This window comes from Pseudomonas migulae, assembly GCF_043225285.1.
GTDB classification, from domain to species: Bacteria; Pseudomonadota; Gammaproteobacteria; order Pseudomonadales; family Pseudomonadaceae; genus Aquipseudomonas; species Aquipseudomonas migulae_C.
This window is the reverse complement of sequence record NZ_CP171224.1, coordinates 1,511,464-1,535,288: the sequence shown is the minus strand read 5'-3', so window position 1 is coordinate 1,535,288 and position 23,825 is coordinate 1,511,464. Positions and strand designations below refer to the sequence as shown.

Sequence of the window (23,825 nt, the reverse complement as noted above, 5' to 3'; positions counted from 1 at the left end):
GGGGATCGGGTTATTTCAAGGCCGCGAGAATCGCATCCGGGTCGTACCCGCGAATTAGCGTGCCGTTCACATCGATGATCGGAATCCCGCCGCCGCCCAGCGCCTCGTAGGCCTTGCGCGCCTCGGCATCTTTCTCAATGTCGAATTCCTTGTACGGAATCCCTTTCTGATCGAGAAACCGTCGGGTCAGCTTGCAGTAGCCGCACCACTCAGTGGCGTAGAGCACGACGTTGGCCTTGGCCTGGGTCTGCTCCGACACCACCTGCGAGGGGTTGAACACCCGCTCGATCTTTCCCCAGTTCTGATAGACCACGACCACCAGCAGGATCAGCAGGAATTTTTTCAGCACGCTGCCCAGCATCAGTTGCGTCGCTTGAGCTGATCAGTCAGCTGAGTCGGCAGGCCCTTGATGATCAAGGTGCCGGCTTCTTCGTCGTATTCGATCTTCGAGCCCAGCAGGTGCGCTTCAAAGCTGATCGACAGCCCCTCGGCGCGGCCGGTGAAACGGCGGAACTGGTTCAGGGTGCGTTTGTCCGCAGGAATCTCCGGCGACAGGCCGTAGTCCTTGTTGCGGATGTGATCGTAGAAAGCTTTCGGGCGCTCTTCGTCGATCAGCTCCGAGAGTTCTTCCAGGCCCATGGGCTCGCCCATTTTTGCCTGGCTGCTGGCGTAATCCACCAGGGTCTTGGTTTTCTCGCGGGCGGACTCTTCCGGCAGGTCTTCGCTTTCGACGAAGTCACTGAACGCCTTCAGCAGCGTGCGGGTTTCGCCGGGGCCGTCGACTCCTTCCTGGCAGCCGATGAAGTCGCGGAAATACTCCGAAACCTTTTTGCCGTTCTTGCCTTTGATGAACGAAATGTACTGCTTGGACTGTTTGTTGTTCTGCCACTCGGAAACGTTGATCCGCGCTGCGAGGTGCAACTGGCCGAGGTCGAGGTGACGGGACGGAGTCACGTCCAGCTGATCGGTCACGGCAACGCCTTCACTGTGGTGCAGCAGCGCGATCGCCAGGTAATCGGTCATGCCCTGTTGGTAATGCGCGAACAGCACGTGGCCGCCCACCGAGAGGTTCGACTCTTCCATCAGCTTCTGCAGATGTTCCACCGCCACGCGGCTGAACGCCGTGAAATCCTTGCCACCCTCGAGGTACTCCTTCAGCCAGCCGCTGAACGGATGCGCGCCGGACTCGGCATGGAAGAAACCCCAGGCCTTGCCTTGTTTGGCGTTGTAGCTTTCGTTGAGGTCGGCCAGCATGTTCTCGATGGCGCTCGACTCGGCCAGTTCCGAGTCGCGGGCGTGAAGAACTGCAGGTGTGCCGTCGGGTTTTTTGTCGATCAGGTGGACGATGCAATGACGGATCGGCATGGGCTTCTCGGCTGATTGAGAGAGGAGGGCGTGCTCCCCCGAAAAAGTGCCAAGTGTACCGCAACCACTGGTTTTGGCGCGGTGCGAAGGGCAATTCGTAGCCGACCGACGGCCCTTATGCGGTTTTTTCCTGTTTTAGAGCAATAAAGCTGACCAAATGGGTAGCTAGAGGCGGATATTTCCCCGTCTCTGTGCTAGTTTTGCCCGGTCTTACGCGAAGTCACCGCGATAAGCGTGCATTCAGCATTTGTCAGGTCGAACCAAACCCTGATTTCGGTATCTATAACCCCGATCCCGTGGTTATTGGCCGAGGGTGCCAGATCCAGAAGATCGGGCTCGATGGCTGACACTGCACTCTGCAATCCATATGAATTTGATAGGGAAGGAACACTACATGGCTCTTACTAAAGACCAACTGATCGCCGACATCGCTGAAGCTATCGACGCGCCAAAAACCACCGCGCGTAACGCTCTGGACCAACTGGGCCAAATCGTTGCCGATCAGCTGGAAAACGGCGGCGAAATCACTCTGCCAGGTATCGGCAAGCTGAAAGTGACTGAGCGTCCTGCCCGTACCGGCCGCAACCCTTCGACTGGCGCTGCCATCGAAATCGCTGCCAAGAAAGTTATCAAGCTGGTTGTGGCCAAAGGCCTGACCGACGCTGTTAACAAGTAAGACGCAGTAAAAAAGCCGTGCTCCGGAGTGATCCGGGCACGGCTTTTTTGTGCCTGTGATTAGGCATGAGCACCGCAGAATAACTGTAGGAGTGAGCCTGCTCGCGATTGCGGTCTGACATCCGGCATTGATGTCGCCTGGCACGGCCCCTTCGCGAGCAGGCTCGCTCCTACAGTAAATCTGTGTTGGTCAGTGAATCAGCTGTTGCGGGCCCAACGCTCGCGCCGCCAAACCTGCTGCTCGGATTTGGTCTGGAAGGTCCAGGCGACGAAGCGGCTCTGCTTCTGGCCCTGAGACATTTCCACGACCTGGCTTTCCAGCACGCCGGCCTTTTTCAGTGCGGTCTGGATCGCCGGCAGATTGGAGGCTTTGGACACCAGGGTGCTGAACCACAGCACTTTGTGCTGAAAGTGCGCGCTCTCGGCAATCAACTGCGTCACAAAACGGGCTTCGCCGCCTTCACACCACAATTCCGCCGACTGACCGCCAAAGTTCAGCACCGGCAGTTTGCGTTTCGGGTCGGCGCGGCCCAGTGCGCGCCATTTGCGCTCGCTGCCTTTGGTCGCTTCGTCCATCGAGGCGTGGAACGGCGGGTTGCACATGGTCAGGTCAAAGCGTTCGCCCGGTTCGAGCAAACCGAGCAGGATATGCTTCGGATTGGTCTGCTGGCGCAACTGGATGGCTTTGTTCAGGCCGTTCGACTGCACGATGGCCTTGGCGGCGGCGACGGCCGTCGGGTCGATTTCCGAACCGAGGAAGTGCCAGCGGTAGTCGCTGTAGCCGATCAGCGGATAGACGCAGTTGGCGCCCATGCCGATGTCGAGCACCTTGACCGGCGCACCCCGCGGGATTTCGCCGTCGTTGACGCTGGCCAGCAAGTCAGCCAGGAAGTGCACGTAATCGGCACGCCCCGGCACTGGCGGGCAGAGGTAATCCGCCGGGATGTCCCAATGGGCGATGCCATAGAACGCCTTCAGCAGCGCCCGGTTGAACACCCGCACCGCGTCCGGACTGGCGAAGTCGATGCTTTCCTTGCCGTACGGGTTGATGATCACAAACTTCGCCAGTTCCGGCGTGGTTTTGATCAGCGCCGGGAAGTCGTAACGACCCTGATGGCGATTGCGCGGGTGCAGGCTGGCCTTTTCACGCGGTTCCACGGCTTTGGCCGGGGTGGCGGAGTCAGGCTTCTTGCGCGCAGGGCGGGGTGTGCGGGGGGCAGTCATGGGCGTTGTCGATTCGGGTATGGCTGAAAGTGGCGGGTATTGTCCCACATCTATGAGGCAACACCGATCAATTGTAGGAGTGAGCCTGCTCGCGATGGCGGTGGTTCAGGCAACAATGATGGCGACTGACATACCGCCATCGCGAGCAGGCTCGCTCCTACAAGGGGTTTGTGAGGATTTGAAATGAAAAAGGGAGGCCACTCGGGCCTCCCTTTTTCATTGCGATGTGCCGTTACAGGCTGGCAATCCGCGCATGCTGCTCGGCCAGCTTGCCCAAAGCCTGTTCGGCTTCGGCCAGTTTGGCACGTTCCTTGTCGATGACTTCAGCCGGGGCCTTGTCAACGAAACCGGCGTTGGACAGCTTGCCGCCCACGCGCTGGACTTCGCCCTGCAGACGCAGGATTTCCTTGTCCAGGCGCGCCAGTTCGGCGTCCTTGTCGATCAGGCCGGCCATCGGTACCAGCACTTCCATCTCACCCACCAGCGCGGTAGCGGACAGCGGTGCTTCTTCGCCGGCAGCCAACACGGTGATCGATTCGAGGCGTGCCAGCTTCTTCAGCAGCGCTTCGTTCTCGCTGAGACGACGCTGGTCTTCGGCGCTGACGTTCTTCAGGAAAATGTTCAGCGGCTTGCCCGGGCCGATGTTCATTTCGCCACGGATGTTGCGCGTGCCGAGCATCAGTTCCTTGAGCCACTCGATGTCGTTCTCGGCGGCCGGATCGATGCGCTCTTCATTGGCCACTGGCCAAGGCTGCAGCATGATCGTCTTGCCTTCGATACCGGCCAGCGGCGCGATGCGCTGCCAGATTTCTTCGGTAATGAACGGCATGAACGGATGCGCCAGACGCAAGGCGACTTCCAGTACGCGAACCAGCGTGCGACGGGTGCCGCGCTGGCGCTCGACCGGTGCGTTTTCGTCCCATAGCACCGGCTTGGACAGTTCCAGGTACCAGTCGCAATACTGGTTCCAGATGAACTCGTACAAGGCTTGCGCCGCGAGGTCGAAGCGGAACTGGTCGAGTTGACGGGTCACTTCGGCTTCGGTGCGTTGCAGCTGCGAGATGATCCAGCGATCCGCCAGGGACAGCTCGTAGGCTTCGCCGTTCTGGCCGCAGTCTTCGCCCTTGTCCAGCACGTAGCGCGCCGCGTTCCAGATCTTGTTGCAGAAGTTGCGATAGCCTTCGACGCGGCCCATGTCGAACTTGATGTCGCGACCGGTGGACGCCAGCGAGCAGAAGGTGAAGCGCAGGGCGTCGGTGCCATAGCTGGCGATACCGTCGGCGAACTCGTCGCGGGTCTGCTTCTCGATCTTCTTCGCCAGTTTCGGCTGCATCATGCCGGAGGTGCGTTTCTGCACCAGGTCTTCCAGCTCGATTCCGTCGATGATGTCCAGCGGGTCCAGGACGTTGCCCTTGGACTTGGACATCTTCTGGCCCTGGCCATCGCGGACCAGACCGTGAACGTAGACGGTCTTGAACGGAACCTGCGGTGTGCCGTCTTCGTTTTTCACCAGGTGCATGGTGAGCATGATCATCCGGGCGACCCAGAAGAAAATGATGTCGAAGCCAGTCACCAGCACGTCGGTGGAGTGGAATTTCTTCAGGAATTCGGTCTGCTCAGGCCAGCCGAGCGTCGAGAAGGTCCACAGGCCCGAACTGAACCAAGTGTCGAGAACGTCGTTGTCCTGTTGCAGCGCAACGTCCGGACCGATGTTGTGCTTGGCACGCACTTCGGCTTCGTCGCGACCGACGTAGACTTTGCCCGACTCGTCGTACCAGGCCGGAATCCGGTGGCCCCACCACAGCTGACGGCTGATGCACCAGTCCTGGATGTCGCGCATCCACGAGAAGTACATGTTTTCGTACTGTTTCGGCACGAACTGGATGCGACCGTCTTCAACGGCGGCAATCGCAGGCTCGGCCAGCGGCTTGGTCGACACGTACCACTGGTCGGTCAGCCACGGCTCGATGATGGTGCCGGAGCGGTCGCCTTTCGGCACTTTCAGCGCGTGATCGTTGACGCTGACCAACAGGCCGGCGGCGTCGAACGCGGCGACGATCTGTTTACGCGCTTCGAAGCGATCGAGGCCGGCGTATTCAGCCGGGATCTTGCCGTCGATGCTTTCGTTGAGCGTGCCGTCGAGGTTGAACACCTGACAGGCCGGCAGCACGGCGGCGTTCTTGTCGAAGATGTTCAGCAGCGGCAGGTTGTGGCGCTTGCCGACTTCGTAGTCGTTGAAATCGTGGGCCGGGGTGATTTTCACGCAGCCGGTGCCGAATTCAGGGTCGCAGTAATCGTCGGCGATGATCGGGATGCGGCGGCCGACCAGCGGCAGCTCGACAAATTTGCCGATCAGGGCTTTGTAGCGTTCGTCGTTCGGGTTCACGGCTACGGCGGAGTCGCCGAGCATGGTTTCCGGGCGAGTGGTCGCGACGATCAGGTAGTCGTTGCCTTCAGCGGTTTTGACACCGTCGGCCAGCGGGTACTTCAGGTTCCACAGGAAACCTTTCTCGTCGTGGTTTTCCACTTCGAGGTCGGAAATCGCTGTGTGCAGCTTGGTGTCCCAGTTGACCAGACGCTTGCCGCGGTAGATCAGGCCGTCTTCGTGCAGGCGCACGAAGGCTTCCTTGACCGCTTCCGACAGGCCGTCGTCCATGGTGAAGCGCTCGCGGCCCCAGTCCACGGACGAGCCGAGGCGGCGGATCTGACGGCTGATGTTGCCGCCGGACTGATCCTTCCACTCCCAGACTTTCTCGAGGAATTTCTCACGACCCAGGTCGTGGCGATTCTGGCCCTGGGCTTCGAGTTGGCGTTCCACCAGCATTTGCGTGGCGATACCGGCGTGGTCGGTGCCCGGCTGCCACAGGGTGTTGCGACCCTGCATGCGGCGGAAACGGATCAGGGCGTCCATGATCGCGTTGTTGAAACCGTGACCCATGTGCAGGCTGCCGGTGACGTTCGGCGGCGGGATCATGATGGTGTAGGACTCGCCCGCGCCTTGCGGGGCGAAGTAATTCTCAGACTCCCAGGTGTTGTACCAGGAAGTTTCAATGGCGTGCGGCTGGTAGGTCTTATCCATGCGCGGCGGGACCCTATTGGCATTAATTCAGGAAAAGCCGACGAGTATAGCGGGGCATCATGGATAGGGCGAGCAGGCGCAGACCGGGCGCAGTACCAAAAACACCGCAAATCCCCTGTGGGAGCGAGCCTGCTCGCGAAGCGGTGTGTCAGTCACTATTGAATTGACTGACACACCGCTTCGCGAGCAGGCTCGCTCCCACAGGGGGATCTCCGTTGGGTTCAGTCGTTGTACTGGCTCAACAACCGCTCAAGGCGCGCACTGAGGCGGCGTTTGATTTCGGTTTCGATGTGCGGGGCGAAGTCGTCGATCACGTCTTGCATGATCAATTGCGCAGCGGCGCGCAGTTCGCTGTCCAGGTGCAGCAGGTCGTCGGGACTCTTGCTGGTGGCCGCTGCCGGTCGGGCGGCAGGGGCGGGCGGTGTCGGTTCGACGGTTGGCTGGCTCGCGCTGACCGTGTCGAACAGCATCGGAATCTGTTCCTGGTCACCGTCAAGGACCGTGTCGGTCAGCAGCGGTGGTTGCAGGTTGTCATCGCCGAGCAATTGGCGGATCGATTCAAGATCGTCCAGCAGGTGCGCGGGCTTTTGCAGCGGTTTTGGAGTGTCCATCGGAAGGCTCAGAGTCGCTGTAAACGGTGATCTTGCAGAGGATAGCCCTGTTCGCGGTAGAAACGGAAACTGTCCCGCGCCGCCGCGCGAATCGCCGGATCTTCCACCACCACTTCCGCCACGCGGGCGAACTTGTTGGCAAAGGTCGGGACTTTCAGGTCGAGATTGACCAGCAGGTCCTGGTGTTGACCGCAGTCATTGCCAAGACCCAGCACAATCAGGCTGTCCGGCTCGTTTTCGGCGGGGCCGTGAGGCACGAAGCTTTCGCCCTTGAATGCCCACAGGCGCGCATCGAGATCGTCGCGCTGGGCCGCATCGCTGCAATGCAGGTAGATGCGATGGCCCATGCGCCAGGCTTTTTCGGTGAGCTTGCAGGCGAAATCCAGCCGCGCCGAAGGATCGGCGCTGGGCAGGATATAGAAGTCGACTTTGGTCATTGCAGGTTCCTGGAATCAACTTCCGCAGAATCTGTAGGAGCGAGCGTGCTCGCGAAGGTCGTCAACGATGACGCGAGAAACCAGGTTAATCGCGGCGATCTTGAGTTTTTCGCGAGCAATCGAGCGTCGACCGGCTGCTCCTACAGTGGTCAGTGGGCCGATGCTCAGGCTTTGGCGCGGTCCAGCAGGTATTGGGTCAGCAAAGGAACCGGACGGCCAGTGGCGCCCTTGTCCTTGCCGCCGCTGGTCCAGGCAGTGCCGGCGATGTCCAGGTGCGCCCAGTTCAGGTTCTTGGTGAAGCGCGACAGGAAGCAGGCAGCAGTGATGGTGCCGGCTTTCGGGCCGCCGATGTTGGCGATGTCGGCGAACGGGCTGTCCAGCTGCTCTTGATACTCATCGAACAGCGGCAGTTGCCAGGCGCGGTCGTCGGCAGCCTTGCCGGCGCTCAGCAGTTGGCCGATCAGTTCATCGTTGTTGCCCAGCAGACCGGAAGTGTGAGCGCCCAGTGCAACGACGCAGGCGCCGGTCAGGGTCGCGATGTCGATCACGGCTTGCGGCTTGAAGCGCTCGGAGTAGGTCAGGGCGTCGCACAGCACCAGACGGCCTTCGGCGTCGGTGTTGAGGATTTCCACGGTCTGGCCGCTCATGGTGGTGACGATGTCGCCCGGACGCGAAGCGTTGCCGCTCGGCATGTTCTCGGCGCAGGCCAGGATGCACACCAGGTTGATCGGCAGTTTCAGTTCGAGCACGGCGCGCAGGGTACCGAAGACGCTGGCGGCGCCGCCCATGTCGTACTTCATTTCGTCCATGCCCAGGCCTGGCTTCAGGCTGATGCCGCCGGTGTCAAAGGTGATGCCCTTGCCCACCAGTGCGTACGGCTTCTCGGCTTTCTTGCCGCCGTTGTATTGCATGACGATCAGGCGCGGCGGCTGGGCGCTGCCCTGGCCGACGGCGTAGAACGAACCCATGCCCAGTTCCTTGATCTTCTTCTCATCAAGGACTTCGACTTTCAGGGTTTTGAATTCTTTACCGAGGTTCTTGGCTTGCTCGCCGAGGAACGTCGGGTGGCAGATGTTCGGCGGCAGATTACCCAGGTTACGGGTGAACTTCATGCCGTTAGCGATCGCGCTGGCGTGGGCCACGGCGCGCTCGACTTCAGCCTGGGCGGCCTTGATGGTCACCAGGGTGACTTTCTTCAGGGCACGGGGCTCGGCTTTCTGGCTCTTGAACTCATCGAAGGTGTATTCGCCGTCAACCAGGGTTTCGGCCAGCAGGCGGGTCTTGCCGTAGCTGTCGCGACCTTTGACCACGACTTCGTCCAGCGCCAGCACGGCATCGCTGCCGCCCAGGCCTTTAAGGGTGTTGAGGATGCCGGCGATGATTTTGCGGAACGGACGGTCGCCCAGTTCTTCATCCTTGCCGACGCCCACGAGCAGCACGCGTTCGGCTTTCAGGTTCGGCAGGCTGTGCAGCAACAGGCTCTGACCGACCTTGCCGGCCAGGTCGCCGCGCTTGAGCACAGAGCTGATGGCGCCGCCGCTCAGTTCGTCGAGTTGTTTGGCGGCGGCACCGAGCTTGCGGCCTTCGCCGACGGCGACGACCAGGGTGGCGGTCTTCAACGTTTCTGGGTTAACGCTTTTTACAACCAGTTCCATGTCCGGGTCCCTGAATTGATGGTCAACACGCAAGGGCTCGACGGCAATCGGTCGAGCCTGCTTATAAAGAGAGGCGCAAGGCACGGCTTGCGACAAAGGCCGCAGTTTGAACCTCGGGCCCCGAGCCTGACAACCCTCGGTTGTACGATCTTCATTGTTTACGCGATCACTGTGGGAGCGAGCCTGCTCGCGAAAAACCCGAGACCACCGCGGGGTGTCAGGTTTCCCGCGTTATCGTTGGCGACCATCGCGAGCAGGCTCGCTCCTACAATGGCTGCCGAGGTGATCCGGCCATTACGCGCTATCGTTGAGGGCTGTGCCGTCGCGGCGCATTGCGCAGTGACAGGCGCACTCAATCACAGGATAATGCGCCAACTTTTTTCGGCAGCTCTGTCTTGCGGGCTGCCTGATACGTTTGCTTGTTTGGCCGCCTTAGCCTGACAACCCTGGAGTGTCTGGTTTGATTGTCTTCCGTTATCTGTCCCGTGAAGTCCTGTTGACCTTGAGCGCCGTCAGCGCCGTGCTGCTGGTCATCATCATGAGCGGACGCTTCATCAAATACCTCGCTCAGGCGGCTGCCGGTCTTCTCGACCCGGGCTCGCTGTTCCTGATCATGGGCTTTCGCCTGCCGGGCTTCCTGCAGCTGATCCTGCCGCTGGGCCTGTTTCTCGGGATCCTGCTGGCCTACGGTCGCCTGTACCTTGAAAGCGAAATGACCGTGCTTTCCGCCACGGGCATGAGCCAGCAGCGGTTGTTCGCCTGGACGCTGTTTCCGGCGACCCTGGTGGCATTGGTGGTGGCATGGCTGAGCCTGAGCCTCGCGCCGCAAGGCGCCAACCAGTTCCAATTGCTGCTGAACAAGCAGGATGCCCTGACCGAATTCGACACCCTCGAGCCGGGCCGCTTCCAGGCCTTGCGTGACGGCACCCGCGTGACCTACACCGAAACCCTGACGGATGATCGCATCCACCTCGGCGGCGTGTTTATTTCGCAGAAGAACGTCTCCTCTGCCAACAAGGATCGCGGGATTTCCGTGCTGGTGGCCGAGAAGGGGCGCCAGGAAATCCGCCCTGACGGCAACCGTTACCTGATTCTCGACAACGGCTATCGCTACGACGGCAATCCGGGCCAGGCCGATTACCGCGCCATCAAGTACGAAGAGTACGGCGTGTTGCTGCCCAAGCCGGACGTCAGCGACGAAGTCACCGACCGTGATGCAATGACCACCAGTTCCTTGCTCGGCAGTGATGACATCCGTTCTCGTACCGAACTGCAATGGCGTCTGTCGTTGCCGTTGCTGGTCTTCATCGTGACCCTGATGGCGGTGCCGCTGTCGCGGGTCAATCCGCGCCAGGGCCGTTTCCTCAAGCTGCTGCCGGCGATTCTTCTTTATATGGCTTACCTGAGCATCCTGATTGCCGCCCGTGGCGCCCTCGAAAAGGGCAAGATTCCGCCTGCGCTGGGCCTGTGGTGGGTCCATGCGATCTTCCTGGCCATCGGCCTGGGTCTGCTTTACTGGGAACCCTTGCAGTTGAAGCGGGCAAGTCGCCGCGCTGCGCTGGAGGTGGCCCGTGGTTAAGCTCGATCGCTACATCGGTAGCAGCGTTTTCATCGCGATCCTTGCGGTACTGGGGATCATTCTCGGTCTGGCAACCCTGTTTGCTTTCATCGACGAAATGGGTGAAGTGACCGACACCTACACCTTGGTTGATGTGCTGAGTTATGTCCTGCTGACCGCGCCGCGTCGTCTCTATGACATGTTGCCGATGGCGGCGCTGATCGGTTGCCTGATCGGTCTCGGCAGCCTGGCCAGCCACAGCGAATTGACGATCATGCGCGCCGCAGGCGTGTCGATCGGTCGGATCGTCTGGGCCGTCATGAAGCCGATGCTGGTGCTGATGGTGGTCGGGGTGCTGATCGGCGAGTACGTCGCGCCGGCGACCGAAAGCACTGCGCAGGCCAACCGCTCGCTGGCACAAGGCAGTGGCGATGCGCAAAGCGCCAAGCATGGCCTGTGGCACCGCCAGGGCGACGAGTTCATCCACGTCAACTCCGTTCAACCCAACGGTCTGCTGTACGGCGTGACCCGTTATCGTTTCGACGACCAGCGGCACATGTTGTCCTCGAGCTTCGCCAAACGCGCGGAGTTCGACAAGGATCACTGGCAGTTGAGCGACGTTACGACCACGCTGTTCCATGAGAAGAGCACCGAAGTGGTCACGGCGGCGGACGAGCGTTGGAACGTGGCGCTGAGCCCGCAATTGCTCAGCACCGTGGTGATGTCACCGGATTCGCTGTCGATCACCGGACTGTGGGGATATATCCATTACCTCGCGGATCAGGGGCTGAACAACGGCCGTTACTGGCTGGCATTTTGGGTCAAAGTGTTGCAGCCGCTGGTCACTGCCGCTCTGGTGCTGATGGCGATCTCCTTCATCTTCGGTCCGCTGCGCTCGGTGACCCTCGGTCAGCGGGTGTTCACCGGCGTTCTGGTGGGTTTCACCTTCCGTATCGTTCAGGATCTGCTGGGGCCATCGAGCCTGGTGTTCGGCTTCTCGCCCCTGTTTGCGGTGCTGGTGCCGGCGGGCGTATGCGCTTTGGCCGGGGTCTACCTCCTGCGTCGAGCCGGTTGATCGTACGCGAACTGTAGGAGCCGGCTTGCCGGCGATAGCATCGCTGCGGTCTTCCAGACCCGCCGCAGCGCCCGGATCGCCAGCAAGCCAGCCCCCGCAAAAGCCTTCAAAACGCCCCTGTCGCAAGACCGGGGCGTTTTTGTAGGTGCCGTCTGACCTGCGAACGTGACGCTTGCGCCGAGGATCAGGTACAATTCCCGGCTATTTTTCGGCGGGCTATGCCTGCAGCCTTTTTGAGTGTTGATCCGTGAGTGATTTGAGTCATATCCGCAATTTCTCCATCATCGCCCACATTGACCATGGCAAGTCGACGCTGGCCGACCGCTTCATTCAGATGTGCGGCGGCCTTGCCGAGCGCGAAATGGAAGCCCAGGTGCTGGACTCCATGGACCTGGAACGTGAACGCGGGATCACCATCAAGGCCCACAGCGTCACCCTTTATTACACCGCTCGCGACGGCATCAAGTACCAGCTGAACTTCATTGACACCCCGGGCCACGTTGACTTCACCTACGAAGTCAGCCGGTCGCTGGCGGCCTGTGAAGGTGCGTTGCTGGTGGTCGATGCAGGTCAGGGCGTTGAAGCGCAATCGGTAGCCAACTGCTACACGGCGATCGAACAGGGCCTGGAAGTCATGCCGGTCCTGAACAAGATCGACCTGCCACAGGCCGATCCGGACCGCGTTAAGGAAGAAATCGAGAAAATCATCGGCATCGATGCCACCGACGCGGTCACTTGCAGTGCCAAGACCGGTCTGGGCGTCGATGAAGTGCTGGAGCGCCTGGTCACCACCATTCCGGCGCCGACCGGCAACTACGACGATCCGCTGCAAGCGTTGATCATCGACTCCTGGTTCGACAACTACCTGGGCGTTGTGTCCCTGGTGCGCGTGCGCCACGGCCGCGTGAAGAAGGGCGACAAGATCCTGGTCAAGTCCACCGGCAAGATCCACCTGGTGGACAGCGTCGGTGTATTCAACCCGAAACACACCCCGACCGCCGACCTGAAGGCCGGTGAAGTGGGCTTCATCATCGCCAGCATCAAGGACATTCACGGGGCGCCGGTTGGTGACACGCTGACCTTGAGCTCGACGCCGGACGTCGACGTGCTGCCAGGTTTCAAACGCATTCAGCCGCAGGTGTACGCCGGTCTGTTCCCGGTCAGCTCCGACGACTTCGAAGATTTCCGTGAAGCCCTGCAAAAGCTCACGCTCAACGACTCGTCGCTGCAATACACCCCGGAAAGCTCCGACGCCCTGGGCTTCGGCTTCCGTTGCGGGTTCCTCGGCATGCTGCACATGGAAATCATCCAGGAGCGCCTGGAGCGCGAGTACGACCTGGACCTGATCACCACTGCGCCGACGGTAATTTTCGAGCTGTTGCTGAAAACCGGTGAAACGATTTACGTCGATAACCCGTCGAAGCTACCGGACCTGTCCACGATCGAAGACATGCGTGAACCGATCGTGCGGGCCAACATTCTTGTGCCGCAAGAGCACCTGGGCAACGTCATTACCCTGTGCATCGAGAAGCGTGGCGTGCAGCACGACATGCTGTTCCTCGGTACGCAGGTCCAGGTGACCTACGATCTGCCGATGAACGAAGTGGTCCTGGACTTCTTCGACCGTCTGAAATCCACCAGCCGTGGCTATGCTTCGCTGGATTACCATTTCGATCGTTATCAATCGGCTAATCTGGTGAAACTGGATGTGCTGATCAACGGTGACAAGGTCGACGCCCTGGCGCTGATCGTGCATCGCGATAACGCGAACTACAAAGGTCGCCAGTTGACCGAGAAGATGAAAGAACTGATTCCGCGGCAGATGTTCGACGTGGCAATCCAGGCCGCCATTGGTGGTCAGATTGTGGCGCGGACAACCGTCAAGGCACTCAGAAAGAACGTATTGGCCAAATGCTACGGCGGTGACGTTAGCCGTAAGAAGAAACTGCTTGAAAAGCAAAAGGCCGGTAAAAAACGCATGAAGCAAGTCGGCAACGTGGAAATTCCACAAGAAGCCTTCCTTGCAGTGCTCAGGTTGGATAGTTAGGTCCTATGTCACTAAATTTCCCGCTGTTGCTGGTCATCGCCGTGTTCGTCTGCGGCCTCTTGGCGTTGCTCGATCTGGTTTTCCTGGCGCCGCGTCGGCGTGCCGCCATTGCCTCCTATCAGGGCAGCGTCAGCCAGCCAGATGTGGTGGTGGTCGAGAAGCTGAACAAAGAGCCGTTGCTGGTCGAATACGGCAAGTCGTTTTTTCCGGTGTTGTTCATCGTGCTGGTGCTGCGTTCGTTCCTGGTGGAACCGTTCCAGATTCCTTCCGGTTCGATGAAACCGACCCTGGACGTTGGCGACTTCATCCTGGTGAACAAGTTTTCTTACGGGATCCGCCTGCCGGTGATCGACAAGAAAGTCATCGAGGTCGGTGATCCGCAGCGCGGCGATGTGATGGTGTTCCGCTATCCAAGCGATCCGAACGTCAACTACATCAAGCGTGTCGTGGGCCTGCCGGGTGACCAGATTCGTTACACCGCTGACAAGCGTCTGTTCGTCAACGGCGAGTCGATTGCCGAGCAACTGGTCGGCTCCGAGCCGGGCACGCTGGGCAGCGCCGAGCTCTACAAGGAAAAACTCGGCGCCGCCGAGCACCTGATCCGCAAGGAAATGAGTCGCTATCGCGCCTCGCCGGACCATACGTGGACGGTGCCTGCCGGGCATTACTTCATGATGGGCGACAACCGCGACAACTCGAACGACAGTCGCTACTGGGATGATCCGAGCATTCCCAAGGATCTGCTGGGCATGGTTCCCGACAAGAATATCGTCGGCAAGGCCTTCGCGGTCTGGATGAGCTGGCCGGAACCCAAACTCAGTCACCTGCCGAATTTCTCGCGGGTTGGCCTGATCAAGTAATCACACACGGCGCTGTTGAACACAGCGCCGAATGCATTTCTGGAACCGGCACAATCGGCACCGGACGCATGAAAACAATGATATTCAGGACGTAATTTTTGAACACAGCGTTAATTGTCCCAAGCCTGCGCCGCACCACGGCGATGGCGGTGGAATCCAGCCACGAACTCAGCGTGGGTAAACCGTGAGCGTCTCCTTAAGCCGTCTAGAGCGTCAGCTCGGCTACACCTTCAAGGATCAGGAACTGATGGTCCTGGCCCTGACCCACCGCAGCTTTGCCGGGCGCAACAACGAACGCCTGGAATTCCTCGGTGATGCCATCCTCAACTTCGTCGCTGGCGAGGCGCTGTTCGATCGCTTCCCGCTGGCCCGTGAAGGCCAGTTGTCGCGATTGCGCGCACGCCTGGTGAAAGGTGAGACCCTGGCCGTACTGGCCCGCGGTTTCGATCTGGGCGATTACCTGCGTCTGGGTTCCGGCGAGTTGAAAAGCGGCGGTTTCCGTCGCGAGTCGATTCTGGCCGATGCCCTGGAAGCGCTGATCGGTGCGATCTACCTGGACGCCGGCATGGACGTGGCGCGCGAGCGCGTGCTGGCCTGGCTGGCCGGTGAGTTCGAAGGCCTGACGCTGGTCGATACCAACAAGGATCCGAAAACCCGCCTGCAGGAACATCTGCAGTCCCGTGGTTGCGAGCTGCCGCGTTACGAAGTGGTGGATATTCAGGGTGAGCCGCATTGCCGGACGTTCTTCGTCGAATGTGAAATCACCTTACTGACAGAAAAAAGCCGAGGTCAGGGTGTGAGTCGTCGTATTGCCGAACAGGTAGCGGCCGCCGCAGCACTGATTGCCCTGGGTGTGGAGAATGGCAATGACTGATTCAACCGCAACACGCTGTGGCTATGTTGCCATCGTCGGCCGTCCCAACGTGGGCAAGTCCACGCTGCTGAATCACATCCTCGGCCAGAAGCTCGCGATCACTTCGCGCAAGCCTCAGACCACCCGCCACAACATGCTGGGCATCAAGACCGAAGGCGCCGTCCAGGCGATCTACGTCGATACCCCGGGCATGCACAAGGGCGGCGAAAAAGCCTTGAACCGCTACATGAACAAGACCGCTTCGGCGGCGTTGAAAGACGTCGACGTGGTGATCTTCGTGGTGGACCGCACCAAGTGGACCGACGAAGACCAGATGGTCCTCGAGCGCGTGCAGTATGTGACCGGCCCGCTGATCGTGGCGCTGAACAAGACCGACCGCATCGAAGACAAAGCCGAGCTGATGCCGCACCTGACCTGGTTGCAGGAGCAGCTGCCGAACGCGCAGATCATGCCGATCTCGGCCCAGCATGGCCACAACCTCGACACCCTGGAGCGCGTAATCGCCGAGCACCTGCCGGAAAACGATCACTTCTTCCCGGAAGACCAGATCACCGACCGCAGCAGCCGCTTCCTCGCTGCCGAACTGGTGCGTGAGAAAATCATGCGTCAGCTGGGTGCCGAGCTGCCGTACCAGATCACCGTGGAAATCGAAGAGTTCAAGCAGCAGGGCAAAACCCTGCACATCCATGCCTTGATCCTCGTCGAACGTGACGGCCAGAAGAAAATCATCATTGGCGACAAAGGCGAGCGCATCAAGCGCATCGGTACCGAGGCGCGCAAGGACATGGAGCTGCTGTTCGACTCCAAGATCATGCTCAACCTCTGGGTCAAGGTGAAAGGCGGCTGGTCTGACGATGAGCGCGCACTGCGTTCGCTGGGTTACGGTGATCTGTAACACTTGATCCCGGATGCATCCCCTGTGGGAGCGAGCCTGCTCGCGATAGCGGTCTGACATTCAACACCAATGTTGAATGTGGTGGCGCCATCGCGAGCAGGCTCGCTCCCACATTGGTTTGTAGTGGTCAGTAAAACCGTGTTTGCATATTGAGAACTGCGACATCCATGTCCCAACCCCAGCCCATCGGCCAACCCGCCTACGTCCTCCACTCCCGCGCCTACCGCGAAAACAGCGCGTTGGTGGATTTCCTCACGCCGCAAGGTCGGCTGCGGGCGGTGTTGCGCAGTGCGCGGGGCAAGGCGGGGACGCTGGCCCGGCCGTTCGTGCCGCTGGAGGTCGAATTCCGGGGGCGGGGCGAGTTGAAGAATGTCGGGCGCATGGAAAGTGCCGGTACGTCGACATGGCTGATCGGTGAGGCGCTGTTCAGCGGGCTCTACCTCAATGAACTGTTGATTCGCCTGTTGCCCGCCGAAGACCCTCATCCCGGCGTGTTCGATCATTACGCCGCGACCTTGTCGGCCCTCGCCGAAGGCCGACCGCTGGAGCCGCTGCTGCGTTCCTTCGAATGGCGCTTGCTCGACGACCTCGGTTACGGCTTCGCGCTGAACACCGATATCCACGGCGAACCCATTGCGCCGGACGGTCTGTACCGTCTGCAAGTGGATGCAGGCCTGGAGCAGGTCTACCTGCTGCAACCCGGGCTGTTCAACGGCACTGAACTGCTGGCCATGGCCGAAGCGGACTGGTCGGCCCCCGGTGCATTGTCCGCCGCCAAGCGTTTGATGCGTCAGGCGCTGGCCGTTCACCTGGGTGGTCGTCCGTTGGTCAGTCGCGAGCTGTTTCGCAAGCCGTAGGGTCTGTTGACGCTTGGTGGTGGTCATCCCGTCACGACCACCACCAAACGTCAACAGACCCTATCTCCCCGTGTATGCTGTGCGCCGAATCTTTAAATTCAGGAGCGCTTCCGTGACCACCAGCAATCGCATTCTTCTCGGCGTGAACATCGACCACGTTGCCACCCTGCGCCAGGCCCGGGGCACGCGCTATCCGGACCCGGTCAAGGCAGCACTGGACGCGGAAGAGGCGGGCGCTGACGGCATCACCGTGCACTTGCGCGAAGACCGTCGGCACATTCAGGAGCGTGACGTGCTGGTGCTCAAGGATGTGCTGCAAACCCGCATGAACTTCGAAATGGGCGTCACCGAAGAAATGATGCTGTTCGCCGAGCGCATCCGTCCGGCGCACATTTGCCTGGTTCCGGAAACCCGTCAGGAGCTGACCACCGAAGGCGGTCTGGACGTGGCGGGACAGGAAGCACGGATCAAGGCTGCGGTGGACCGCCTGGCGAAGATCGGTTGCGAGGTGTCGCTGTTCATTGACGCGGACGAGCGGCAGATCGAAGCGTCCCGCCGCGTCGGCGCCCCGGCGATCGAATTGCACACCGGCCGTTATGCGGATGCCGAAACCCCGACTGACGTGGCTGAAGAGCTCAAGCGCGTGGCCGATGGTGTGGCGTTCGGTCTGGCCCAGGGCCTGATCGTCAACGCCGGTCACGGTTTGCACTATCACAACGTCGAAGCGGTCGCGGCGATCAAGGGCATTAACGAGCTGAACATCGGCCATGCGCTGGTGGCGCATGCGTTGTTTGTCGGGTTCAATTCGGCGGTATCGGAAATGAAAGCCTTGATCCTGGCCGCCGCAAAAGCCTAAGCCGAACGCAAAACCCAATGTGGGAGCGAGCCTGCTCGCGATGCGGAGTGCCAGTCAAAGTAAGTGTCGACTGACTCACCGCCTCGCGAGCAGGCTCGCTCCCACATTTGATTGGGGTGGCCGTTAGAGCGGTGGGGTTTCCTGATTCGGCTTGGTCTTGTCGACCCCCGGCACATGCAGGTTGCCCTCGGCGACCTGATTGCCTTCAAGCTGCGGCTGCGTCACCCACGTCAGGATGTCGTAGTAGCGACGGATGTTCGCCACGAAATGCACCGGCTCGCCGCCGCGGGCGTAGCCGTAACGGGTCTTGCTGTACCACTGTTTCTGCGACAGGCGCGGCAGGATCTTCTTCACGTCCAGCCACTTGTCCGGGTTCAACCCTTCCTTGGCCGCCAGTTTGCGCGCGTCATCCAGGTGACCGCTGCCGACGTTGTAGGCCGCCAGTGCAAACCAGGTGCGATCCGGTTCCTGGATCGACTCGTCCAGCTGATCCTTCATGTACGCCAGGTACTTGGCGCCACCCATGATGCTTTGCTTCGGATCGAGGCGGTTGGACACGCCCATCGCCTGTGCGGTGTTCTGGGTCAGCATCATCAGGCCGCGTACGCCGGTCTTCGAGGTGACCGCCGGTTGCCACAGGGATTCCTGATAACCGATCGCCGCGAGCAGGCGCCAGTCCACCTGTTCTTTCTTGGCATAGGCCTTGAAGTGCTGCTCGTACTTGGGCAGCCGTTGCTGCAAATGCTGGGCGAAGGTGGTGGCGCCCATGTAGCCAAGTACATCGACGTGCCCGTAGTAACGGTCTTTCAGCCGTTGCAGGGTGCCATTCTTCTTGACCTTGTCGAGGTAGCTGTTGATCTCGTTGAGCAGGCTGTTGTCTTCGCCGGCCGCCACCGCCCAGCTCTGGTTGCTGGCGTCACCGAGGTCGAAGGCAACCCGGATGTTGGTGAAGTAGACCTGGTTCATCGCCACTTCGTTGGAGTCGACCAGGGTCAGGTCGATCTGACCTTCATCCACCATGCGCAGCAGGTCGACGACTTCAACTGCGTCGGACTCTTCGTATTCGATGCCGGGAAACTTCTGCTTCAACTCAGCCAGTTGCCCGGCGTGAGTGCTGCCCTTGAGCACCATGATCTTCTTGCCCACCAGGTCTTTCGGATCGGTCGGCCGTGACTGGCCGTTGCGATAGATGACCTGCGGGGTGACTTCGAGGTAGGCGTGGGAGAAACGCACCTGCTTCTTGCGCTCTTCGCTGCTGACCAGGCCGGCCGCAGCGATCACCGGGCCGTTGGGCTTGCCCACCTGGCTGAACAGGTCGTCGAGGTTGTCGGCGGTCTCGATCTTGAGTTCCACCCCCAGATCGTCGGCGAAGCGCTTCACCAGCTCGTATTCGAAGCCGGTTTCACCGTTGCGATCCTGAAAGTAGGTGGCGGGGCTGTTTCGGGTAACCACCCGCAGCACGCCATCCTCCTTTACGCGCTCCAGCGTGTTGGGTTTATCAACACAGCCACTGAGCATCAGGAAGAGTCCGGTTGCGATCAGCCATTTGGCGTGCCGCGGACGCAAAGCCGTTGGGGAAAACATCTGCGCAGTATACGCAAAGGACCACGAGCGCCATATCTCGACAGCGAAGGCCTTGTCTGCTAGGAAATCGAAAACCGCTCTGGAGCCCGCAGGAATGGGCCCGAACGGCATTTTGTGACAGTAAAAATAACCCTCGCCGCGTCGCCGTTTCCGGTGGAAATTTCCGCCCCGGCACCCGAGTGCTGCCGCCCGTACCGTTTCGGGTGATGTCGCGGGCGGTTTAGGCTAGAATGCACGGCCTCAAAGCACACCCCTTCCCGAGGCTGTCCCGAAGATGTTGATCCTGCGCGGCGCTCCTGCCCTTTCTGCCTTTCGCCACAGCAAACTCCTTGAGCAACTGAGCCAGAAGGTTTCGGCTGTCAGCGGCTTGTATGCTGAATTCGCTCACTTCGCCGAAGTTACCGGCGTCCTGACCGGCGACGAACAGCAGGTGCTCGCGCGCCTTCTGAAGTACGGTCCAAGCGTTCCGGTACAAGAGCCAACCGGTCGCCTGTTCCTGGTGTTGCCGCGTTTCGGCACCATCTCGCCGTGGTCCAGCAAGGCCAGCGACATCGCTCGCAACTGCGGCCTGAGCAAGATCCAGCGCCTGGAGCGCGGTATTGCGTTCTACGTGGCCGGCCAGTTCAGCGACGCCGAAGCGCAGCTGATCTCCGACGTCCTGCACGACCGCATGACCCAGATCGTCCTCGCTAACCTCGAACAGGCCGCCGGTCTGTTCAGCCACGCCGAACCGAAGCCCCTGACCGCGATCGACGTGTTGGGTGGCGGCCGTGCCGCGCTGGAAAAAGCCAACACCGAGCTGGGCCTGGCCCTGGCCGAAGACGAGATCGACTATCTGGTCAACGCCTTCCTCGGCTTGAAGCGCAACCCGCACGACATCGAACTGATGATGTTCGCCCAGGCGAACTCCGAGCACTGCCGTCACAAGATCTTCAACGCCAGTTGGGACATCGACGGTCAGAGCCAGGAAAAAAGCCTGTTCGGCATGATCAAGAACACTTACCAGATGCACAGCGAAGGCGTGCTGTCCGCTTATAAGGACAACGCTTCGGTGATCGTCGGTAACGTCGCCGGCCGTTTCTTCCCGGACCCTGAAACCCGCCAGTACGGCGCGGTGCAGGAGCCGGTGCACATCCTGATGAAGGTCGAAACCCACAACCACCCGACTGCGATTGCCCCGTTCCCGGGCGCGTCCACCGGCAGTGGCGGCGAGATTCGCGACGAAGGTGCTACCGGTCGTGGCGCCAAGCCAAAGGCCGGCCTGACCGGTTTCACCGTATCGAACCTGCAGATCCCTGGCTTCGAACAGCCGTGGGAAGTGCCGTACGGCAAGCCTGAGCGCATCGTCACCGCGCTGGACATCATGATCGAAGGCCCACTGGGTGGCGCCGCGTTCAACAACGAATTCGGTCGTCCGGCCCTGACCGGTTATTTCCGTACCTTCGAACAGTCGATCACCACCCCGCGTGGCGACGAGGTTCGCGGTTACCACAAGCCGATCATGCTGGCCGGCGGCATGGGTAACATCCGTGCCGAACACGTCCAGAAAGGCGAGATCACCGTCGGCTCCAAGCTGATCGTGCTCGGCGGCCCGGCGATGCTGATTGGTCTGGGCGGCGGCGCAGCTTCCTCCATGGCCACCGGCACCAGCTCGGCGGACCTGGACTTCGCTTCGGTTCAGCGCGAAAACCCGGAAATGGAACGTCGCTGCCAGGAAGTCATCGACCGTTGCTGGCAACTGGGTAACAAGAACCCGATCAGCTTCATCCACGACGTCGGCGCGGGCGGTCTGTCCAACGCCTTCCCGGAGCTGGTCAACGACGGCAACCGTGGTGGCCGTTTCGAACTGCGCAACATTCCAAACGACGAGCCGGGCATGGCCCCGCACGAAATCTGGAGCAACGAATCCCAGGAACGCTACGTTCTGGCGGTCGGCCCGGCGGACTTCGAACGCTTCCAGGCGATCTGCGAACGCGAGCGTTGCCCGTTCGCCGTGGTTGGCGAAGCCACTGCCGAGCCGCAACTGACGGTCACCGACAGCCACTTCGGCAACAGCCCGGTGGACATGCCGCTGGAAGTGCTGCTGGGCAAAGCCCCGCGCATGCACCGTTCGGCCGTTCGTGAAAACGAGCTGGGCGACGACTTCGATCCGTCGACCCTGGAGATCGCAGACTGCGTCGAACGCGTTCTGCATCACCCGGCCGTGGCGAGCAAAAGCTTCCTGATCACCATCGGCGACCGCACCATCACCGGCCTCGTGGCCCGTGACCAGATGGTCGGCCCGTGGCAGGTTCCGGTGGCCGACGTTGCCGTCACCGCCACCAGCTTCGACGTCTACACCGGTGAAGCCATGGCCATGGGCGAGCGCACTCCGCTGGCCCTGCTGGACGCTCCGGCGTCGGGCCGCATGGCCATCGGCGAAACCCTGACCAACATCGCTGCCTCGCGCATCAACAAGATCTCCGACATCAAGCTGTCGGCGAACTGGATGTCCGCTGCCGGTCACCCGGGTGAAGACGCGCGTCTGTACGACACCGTGAAAGCGGTCGGCATGGAATTGTGCCCTGAGTTGGGCATCACCATTCCGGTGGGCAAGGACTCCATGTCCATGGCCACGCGCTGGAACGACAACGGCGAAGACAAGACCGTCACTTCGCCAATGTCCCTGATCGTGACCGGTTTCGCGCCAGTGGCTGACATCCGTCAGACCCTGACCCCGGAACTGCGCATGGACAAGGGCACCACCGACCTGATCCTGATCGACCTGGGTCGTGGCCAGAACCGCATGGGTGCTTCGATCCTCGCCCAGGTTCACGGCAAGCTCGGCTCGCAAGCGCCGGACGTCGATGATGCCGAAGACCTGAAAGCCTTCTTCGCCGTGATCCAGGGCCTCAACGCTGACGGTCACCTGCTGGCGTACCACGACCGTTCCGACGGTGGTCTGCTGACCAGCGCCGTGGAAATGGCTTTTGCCGGTCACTGTGGCCTGAGCCTGAACCTCGACGGTCTGGCGGAAACCTCGGCCGACATCGCCGCGATCCTGTTCAACGAAGAACTGGGCGCCGTGATCCAGGTTCGCCAGGACGCCACCCCGGACATCCTCGCGCAGTTCAGCGCCGCCGGTCTGGGCGAGTGCGTGTCGGTGATCGGTCAGCCGATCAACAACGGCCAGATTAACATCACCTTCAACGGCGAAACCGTGTTCGAAGGCCAGCGCCGTCTGCTGCAACGTCAGTGGGCTGAAACCAGCTACCAGATCCAGCGTCTGCGTGACAACGCCGACTGCGCCGAGCAAGAGTTCGACGTGCTGCTGGAAGAAGACAACCCGGGCCTGAGCGTCAAACTGAGCTACGACGTCAACCAGGACGTCGCCGCGCCTTACATCAAGAAAGGTATCCGCCCACAGGTTGCCGTGCTGCGTGAGCAGGGCGTCAACGGTCAGGTGGAAATGGCGGCCGCGTTCGACCGCGCCGGTTTCAACGCGATCGACGTGCACATGAGCGACATTCTGGCCGGCCGTGTTGACCTGAACGACTTCAAAGGCATGGTCGCTTGCGGCGGTTTCTCCTACGGCGACGTACTGGGTGCCGGCGAAGGCTGGGCCAAGTCCGCGCTGTTCAACAGCCGTGCTCGCGATGCGTTCCAGGGCTTCTTCGAACGTACCGATAGCTTCACCCTTGGCGTGTGCAACGGTTGCCAGATGATGTCCAACCTGCACGAGCTGATCCCGGGCAGCGAGTTCTGGCCGCACTTCGTGCGCAACCGTTCCGAACAGTTCGAAGCCCGTGTGGCCATGGTGCAGATCCAGGAGTCGAACTCGATCTTCCTGCAAGGCATGGCCGGTTCGCGCATGCCGATCGCCATCGCCCACGGCGAAGGTCATGCCGAGTTCGAAAGCGAGGAAGCTTTGCTGGAAGCCGATCTGTCGGGTTGCGTGGCGATGCGTTTCGTCGACAACCACGGCAAGGTCACCGAAAACTACCCGGCCAACCCGAACGGTTCGCCGCGCGGGATCACCGGTTTGACCAGCCGCGACGGTCGCGTAACGATCATGATGCCGCACCCGGAGCGTGTGTTCCGCGCCGTGCAGAACTCGTGGCGTTCGGAAGACTGGAACGAAGACGCACCTTGGATGCGTATGTTCCGTAACGCTCGCGTGTGGGTGAACTAAGC

The 23,825-nt window shown here is 60.8% G+C and carries 18 protein-coding genes; 10 read left to right on the top strand and 8 right to left on the bottom strand.

Annotation, left to right across the window (positions count from 1 at the left end; genetic code table 11):
• Nucleotides 1-10 precede the first annotated feature (10 nt).
• Both ACF6ZU_RS07070 and yejK read right to left on the bottom strand, forming a co-directional pair.
• Nucleotides 11-361 (bottom strand): glutaredoxin family protein, encoded by a 351-nt coding sequence (locus tag ACF6ZU_RS07070; protein WP_392891114.1) that lies wholly within the window; start codon nucleotides 359-361, stop codon nucleotides 11-13.
• Nucleotides 361-1,365 (bottom strand): nucleoid-associated protein YejK, encoded by a 1,005-nt coding sequence (gene yejK, locus ACF6ZU_RS07065; RefSeq protein ID WP_253431611.1) that lies wholly within the window; start codon nucleotides 1,363-1,365, stop codon nucleotides 361-363. The genes ACF6ZU_RS07070 and yejK overlap by 1 nt, the downstream gene beginning before the upstream one ends.
• Before the next feature lie 394 nt (nucleotides 1,366-1,759).
• Between yejK and ACF6ZU_RS07060 the strand changes: the two genes are divergently transcribed.
• Entirely contained in the window at nucleotides 1,760-2,041 is a 282-nt protein-coding gene (locus tag ACF6ZU_RS07060) for an HU family DNA-binding protein (protein WP_007905514.1), read from the top strand.
• 197 nt (nucleotides 2,042-2,238) lie between these two features.
• Here the strand turns inward: ACF6ZU_RS07060 and rlmF are convergent, their stop codons facing one another.
• The 5 genes from rlmF to ACF6ZU_RS07035 all read right to left on the bottom strand — a co-directional run bounded on the left by rlmF (nucleotide 2,239) and on the right by ACF6ZU_RS07035 (nucleotide 9,046).
• Nucleotides 2,239-3,264: a 23S rRNA (adenine(1618)-N(6))-methyltransferase RlmF gene (gene rlmF, locus ACF6ZU_RS07055; protein WP_392891113.1), complete on the bottom strand. Its 1,026-nt coding sequence runs from the start codon at nucleotides 3,262-3,264 to the stop codon at nucleotides 2,239-2,241.
• Nucleotides 3,265-3,496: 232 nt separating this feature from the next.
• Nucleotides 3,497-6,343, bottom strand: a complete 2,847-nt coding sequence (locus ACF6ZU_RS07050) for a valine--tRNA ligase (protein ID WP_392891112.1) — start codon at nucleotides 6,341-6,343, stop codon at nucleotides 3,497-3,499.
• A 221-nt stretch (nucleotides 6,344-6,564) separates the two neighbouring features.
• Nucleotides 6,565-6,954 (bottom strand): DNA polymerase III subunit chi, encoded by a 390-nt coding sequence (locus ACF6ZU_RS07045; protein ID WP_392891111.1) that lies wholly within the window; start codon nucleotides 6,952-6,954, stop codon nucleotides 6,565-6,567.
• Nucleotides 6,955-6,962: 8 nt separating this feature from the next.
• Nucleotides 6,963-7,391, bottom strand: a complete 429-nt coding sequence (locus ACF6ZU_RS07040; protein ID WP_392891110.1) for a DNA polymerase III subunit chi — start codon at nucleotides 7,389-7,391, stop codon at nucleotides 6,963-6,965.
• A 164-nt stretch (nucleotides 7,392-7,555) separates the two neighbouring features.
• Entirely contained in the window at nucleotides 7,556-9,046 is a 1,491-nt protein-coding gene (locus ACF6ZU_RS07035; RefSeq protein WP_392891109.1) for a leucyl aminopeptidase, read from the bottom strand.
• Between the two features lie 460 nt (nucleotides 9,047-9,506).
• On the opposite strand from ACF6ZU_RS07035, the gene lptF reads away from it, so the two are divergent.
• From lptF to pdxJ, 8 genes are all read left to right on the top strand, one after another.
• On the top strand, nucleotides 9,507-10,625 hold the full coding sequence (lptF, locus tag ACF6ZU_RS07030) for an LPS export ABC transporter permease LptF (protein ID WP_392891108.1): 1,119 nt from the start codon (nucleotides 9,507-9,509) through the stop codon (nucleotides 10,623-10,625).
• A complete protein-coding gene (gene lptG / locus ACF6ZU_RS07025) occupies nucleotides 10,618-11,679 on the top strand; it encodes an LPS export ABC transporter permease LptG (protein ID WP_392891107.1) in 1,062 nt (353 codons plus the stop codon). The genes lptF and lptG overlap by 8 nt, the downstream gene beginning before the upstream one ends.
• Nucleotides 11,680-11,926: 247 nt before the next feature.
• Nucleotides 11,927-13,726, top strand: a complete 1,800-nt coding sequence (lepA, locus tag ACF6ZU_RS07020; protein WP_008026688.1) for a translation elongation factor 4 — start codon at nucleotides 11,927-11,929, stop codon at nucleotides 13,724-13,726.
• A gap of 5 nt (nucleotides 13,727-13,731) precedes the next feature.
• A complete protein-coding gene (gene lepB / locus ACF6ZU_RS07015; RefSeq protein ID WP_392891106.1) occupies nucleotides 13,732-14,586 on the top strand; it encodes a signal peptidase I in 855 nt (284 codons plus the stop codon).
• 184 nt (nucleotides 14,587-14,770) lie between these two features.
• On the top strand, nucleotides 14,771-15,460 hold the full coding sequence (rnc, locus tag ACF6ZU_RS07010) for a ribonuclease III (protein ID WP_392891105.1): 690 nt from the start codon (nucleotides 14,771-14,773) through the stop codon (nucleotides 15,458-15,460).
• Nucleotides 15,453-16,355, top strand: a complete 903-nt coding sequence (gene era, locus ACF6ZU_RS07005) for a GTPase Era (RefSeq protein WP_008026691.1) — start codon at nucleotides 15,453-15,455, stop codon at nucleotides 16,353-16,355. The genes rnc and era overlap by 8 nt, the downstream gene beginning before the upstream one ends.
• Nucleotides 16,356-16,522: 167 nt before the next feature.
• Nucleotides 16,523-17,212 (top strand): DNA repair protein RecO, encoded by a 690-nt coding sequence (gene recO / locus ACF6ZU_RS07000; RefSeq protein WP_392891104.1) that lies wholly within the window; start codon nucleotides 16,523-16,525, stop codon nucleotides 17,210-17,212.
• 112 nt (nucleotides 17,213-17,324) lie between these two features.
• A complete protein-coding gene (gene pdxJ, locus ACF6ZU_RS06995) occupies nucleotides 17,325-18,068 on the top strand; it encodes a pyridoxine 5'-phosphate synthase (protein WP_392891103.1) in 744 nt (247 codons plus the stop codon).
• A 123-nt stretch (nucleotides 18,069-18,191) separates the two neighbouring features.
• Here the strand turns inward: pdxJ and mltF are convergent, their stop codons facing one another.
• Nucleotides 18,192-19,652, bottom strand: a complete 1,461-nt coding sequence (mltF, locus tag ACF6ZU_RS06990) for a membrane-bound lytic murein transglycosylase MltF (RefSeq protein WP_392891102.1) — start codon at nucleotides 19,650-19,652, stop codon at nucleotides 18,192-18,194.
• A 274-nt stretch (nucleotides 19,653-19,926) separates the two neighbouring features.
• On the opposite strand from mltF, the gene purL reads away from it, so the two are divergent.
• Entirely contained in the window at nucleotides 19,927-23,823 is a 3,897-nt protein-coding gene (gene purL / locus ACF6ZU_RS06985; protein WP_392891101.1) for a phosphoribosylformylglycinamidine synthase, read from the top strand.
• Nucleotides 23,824-23,825: the final 2 nt, after the last annotated feature.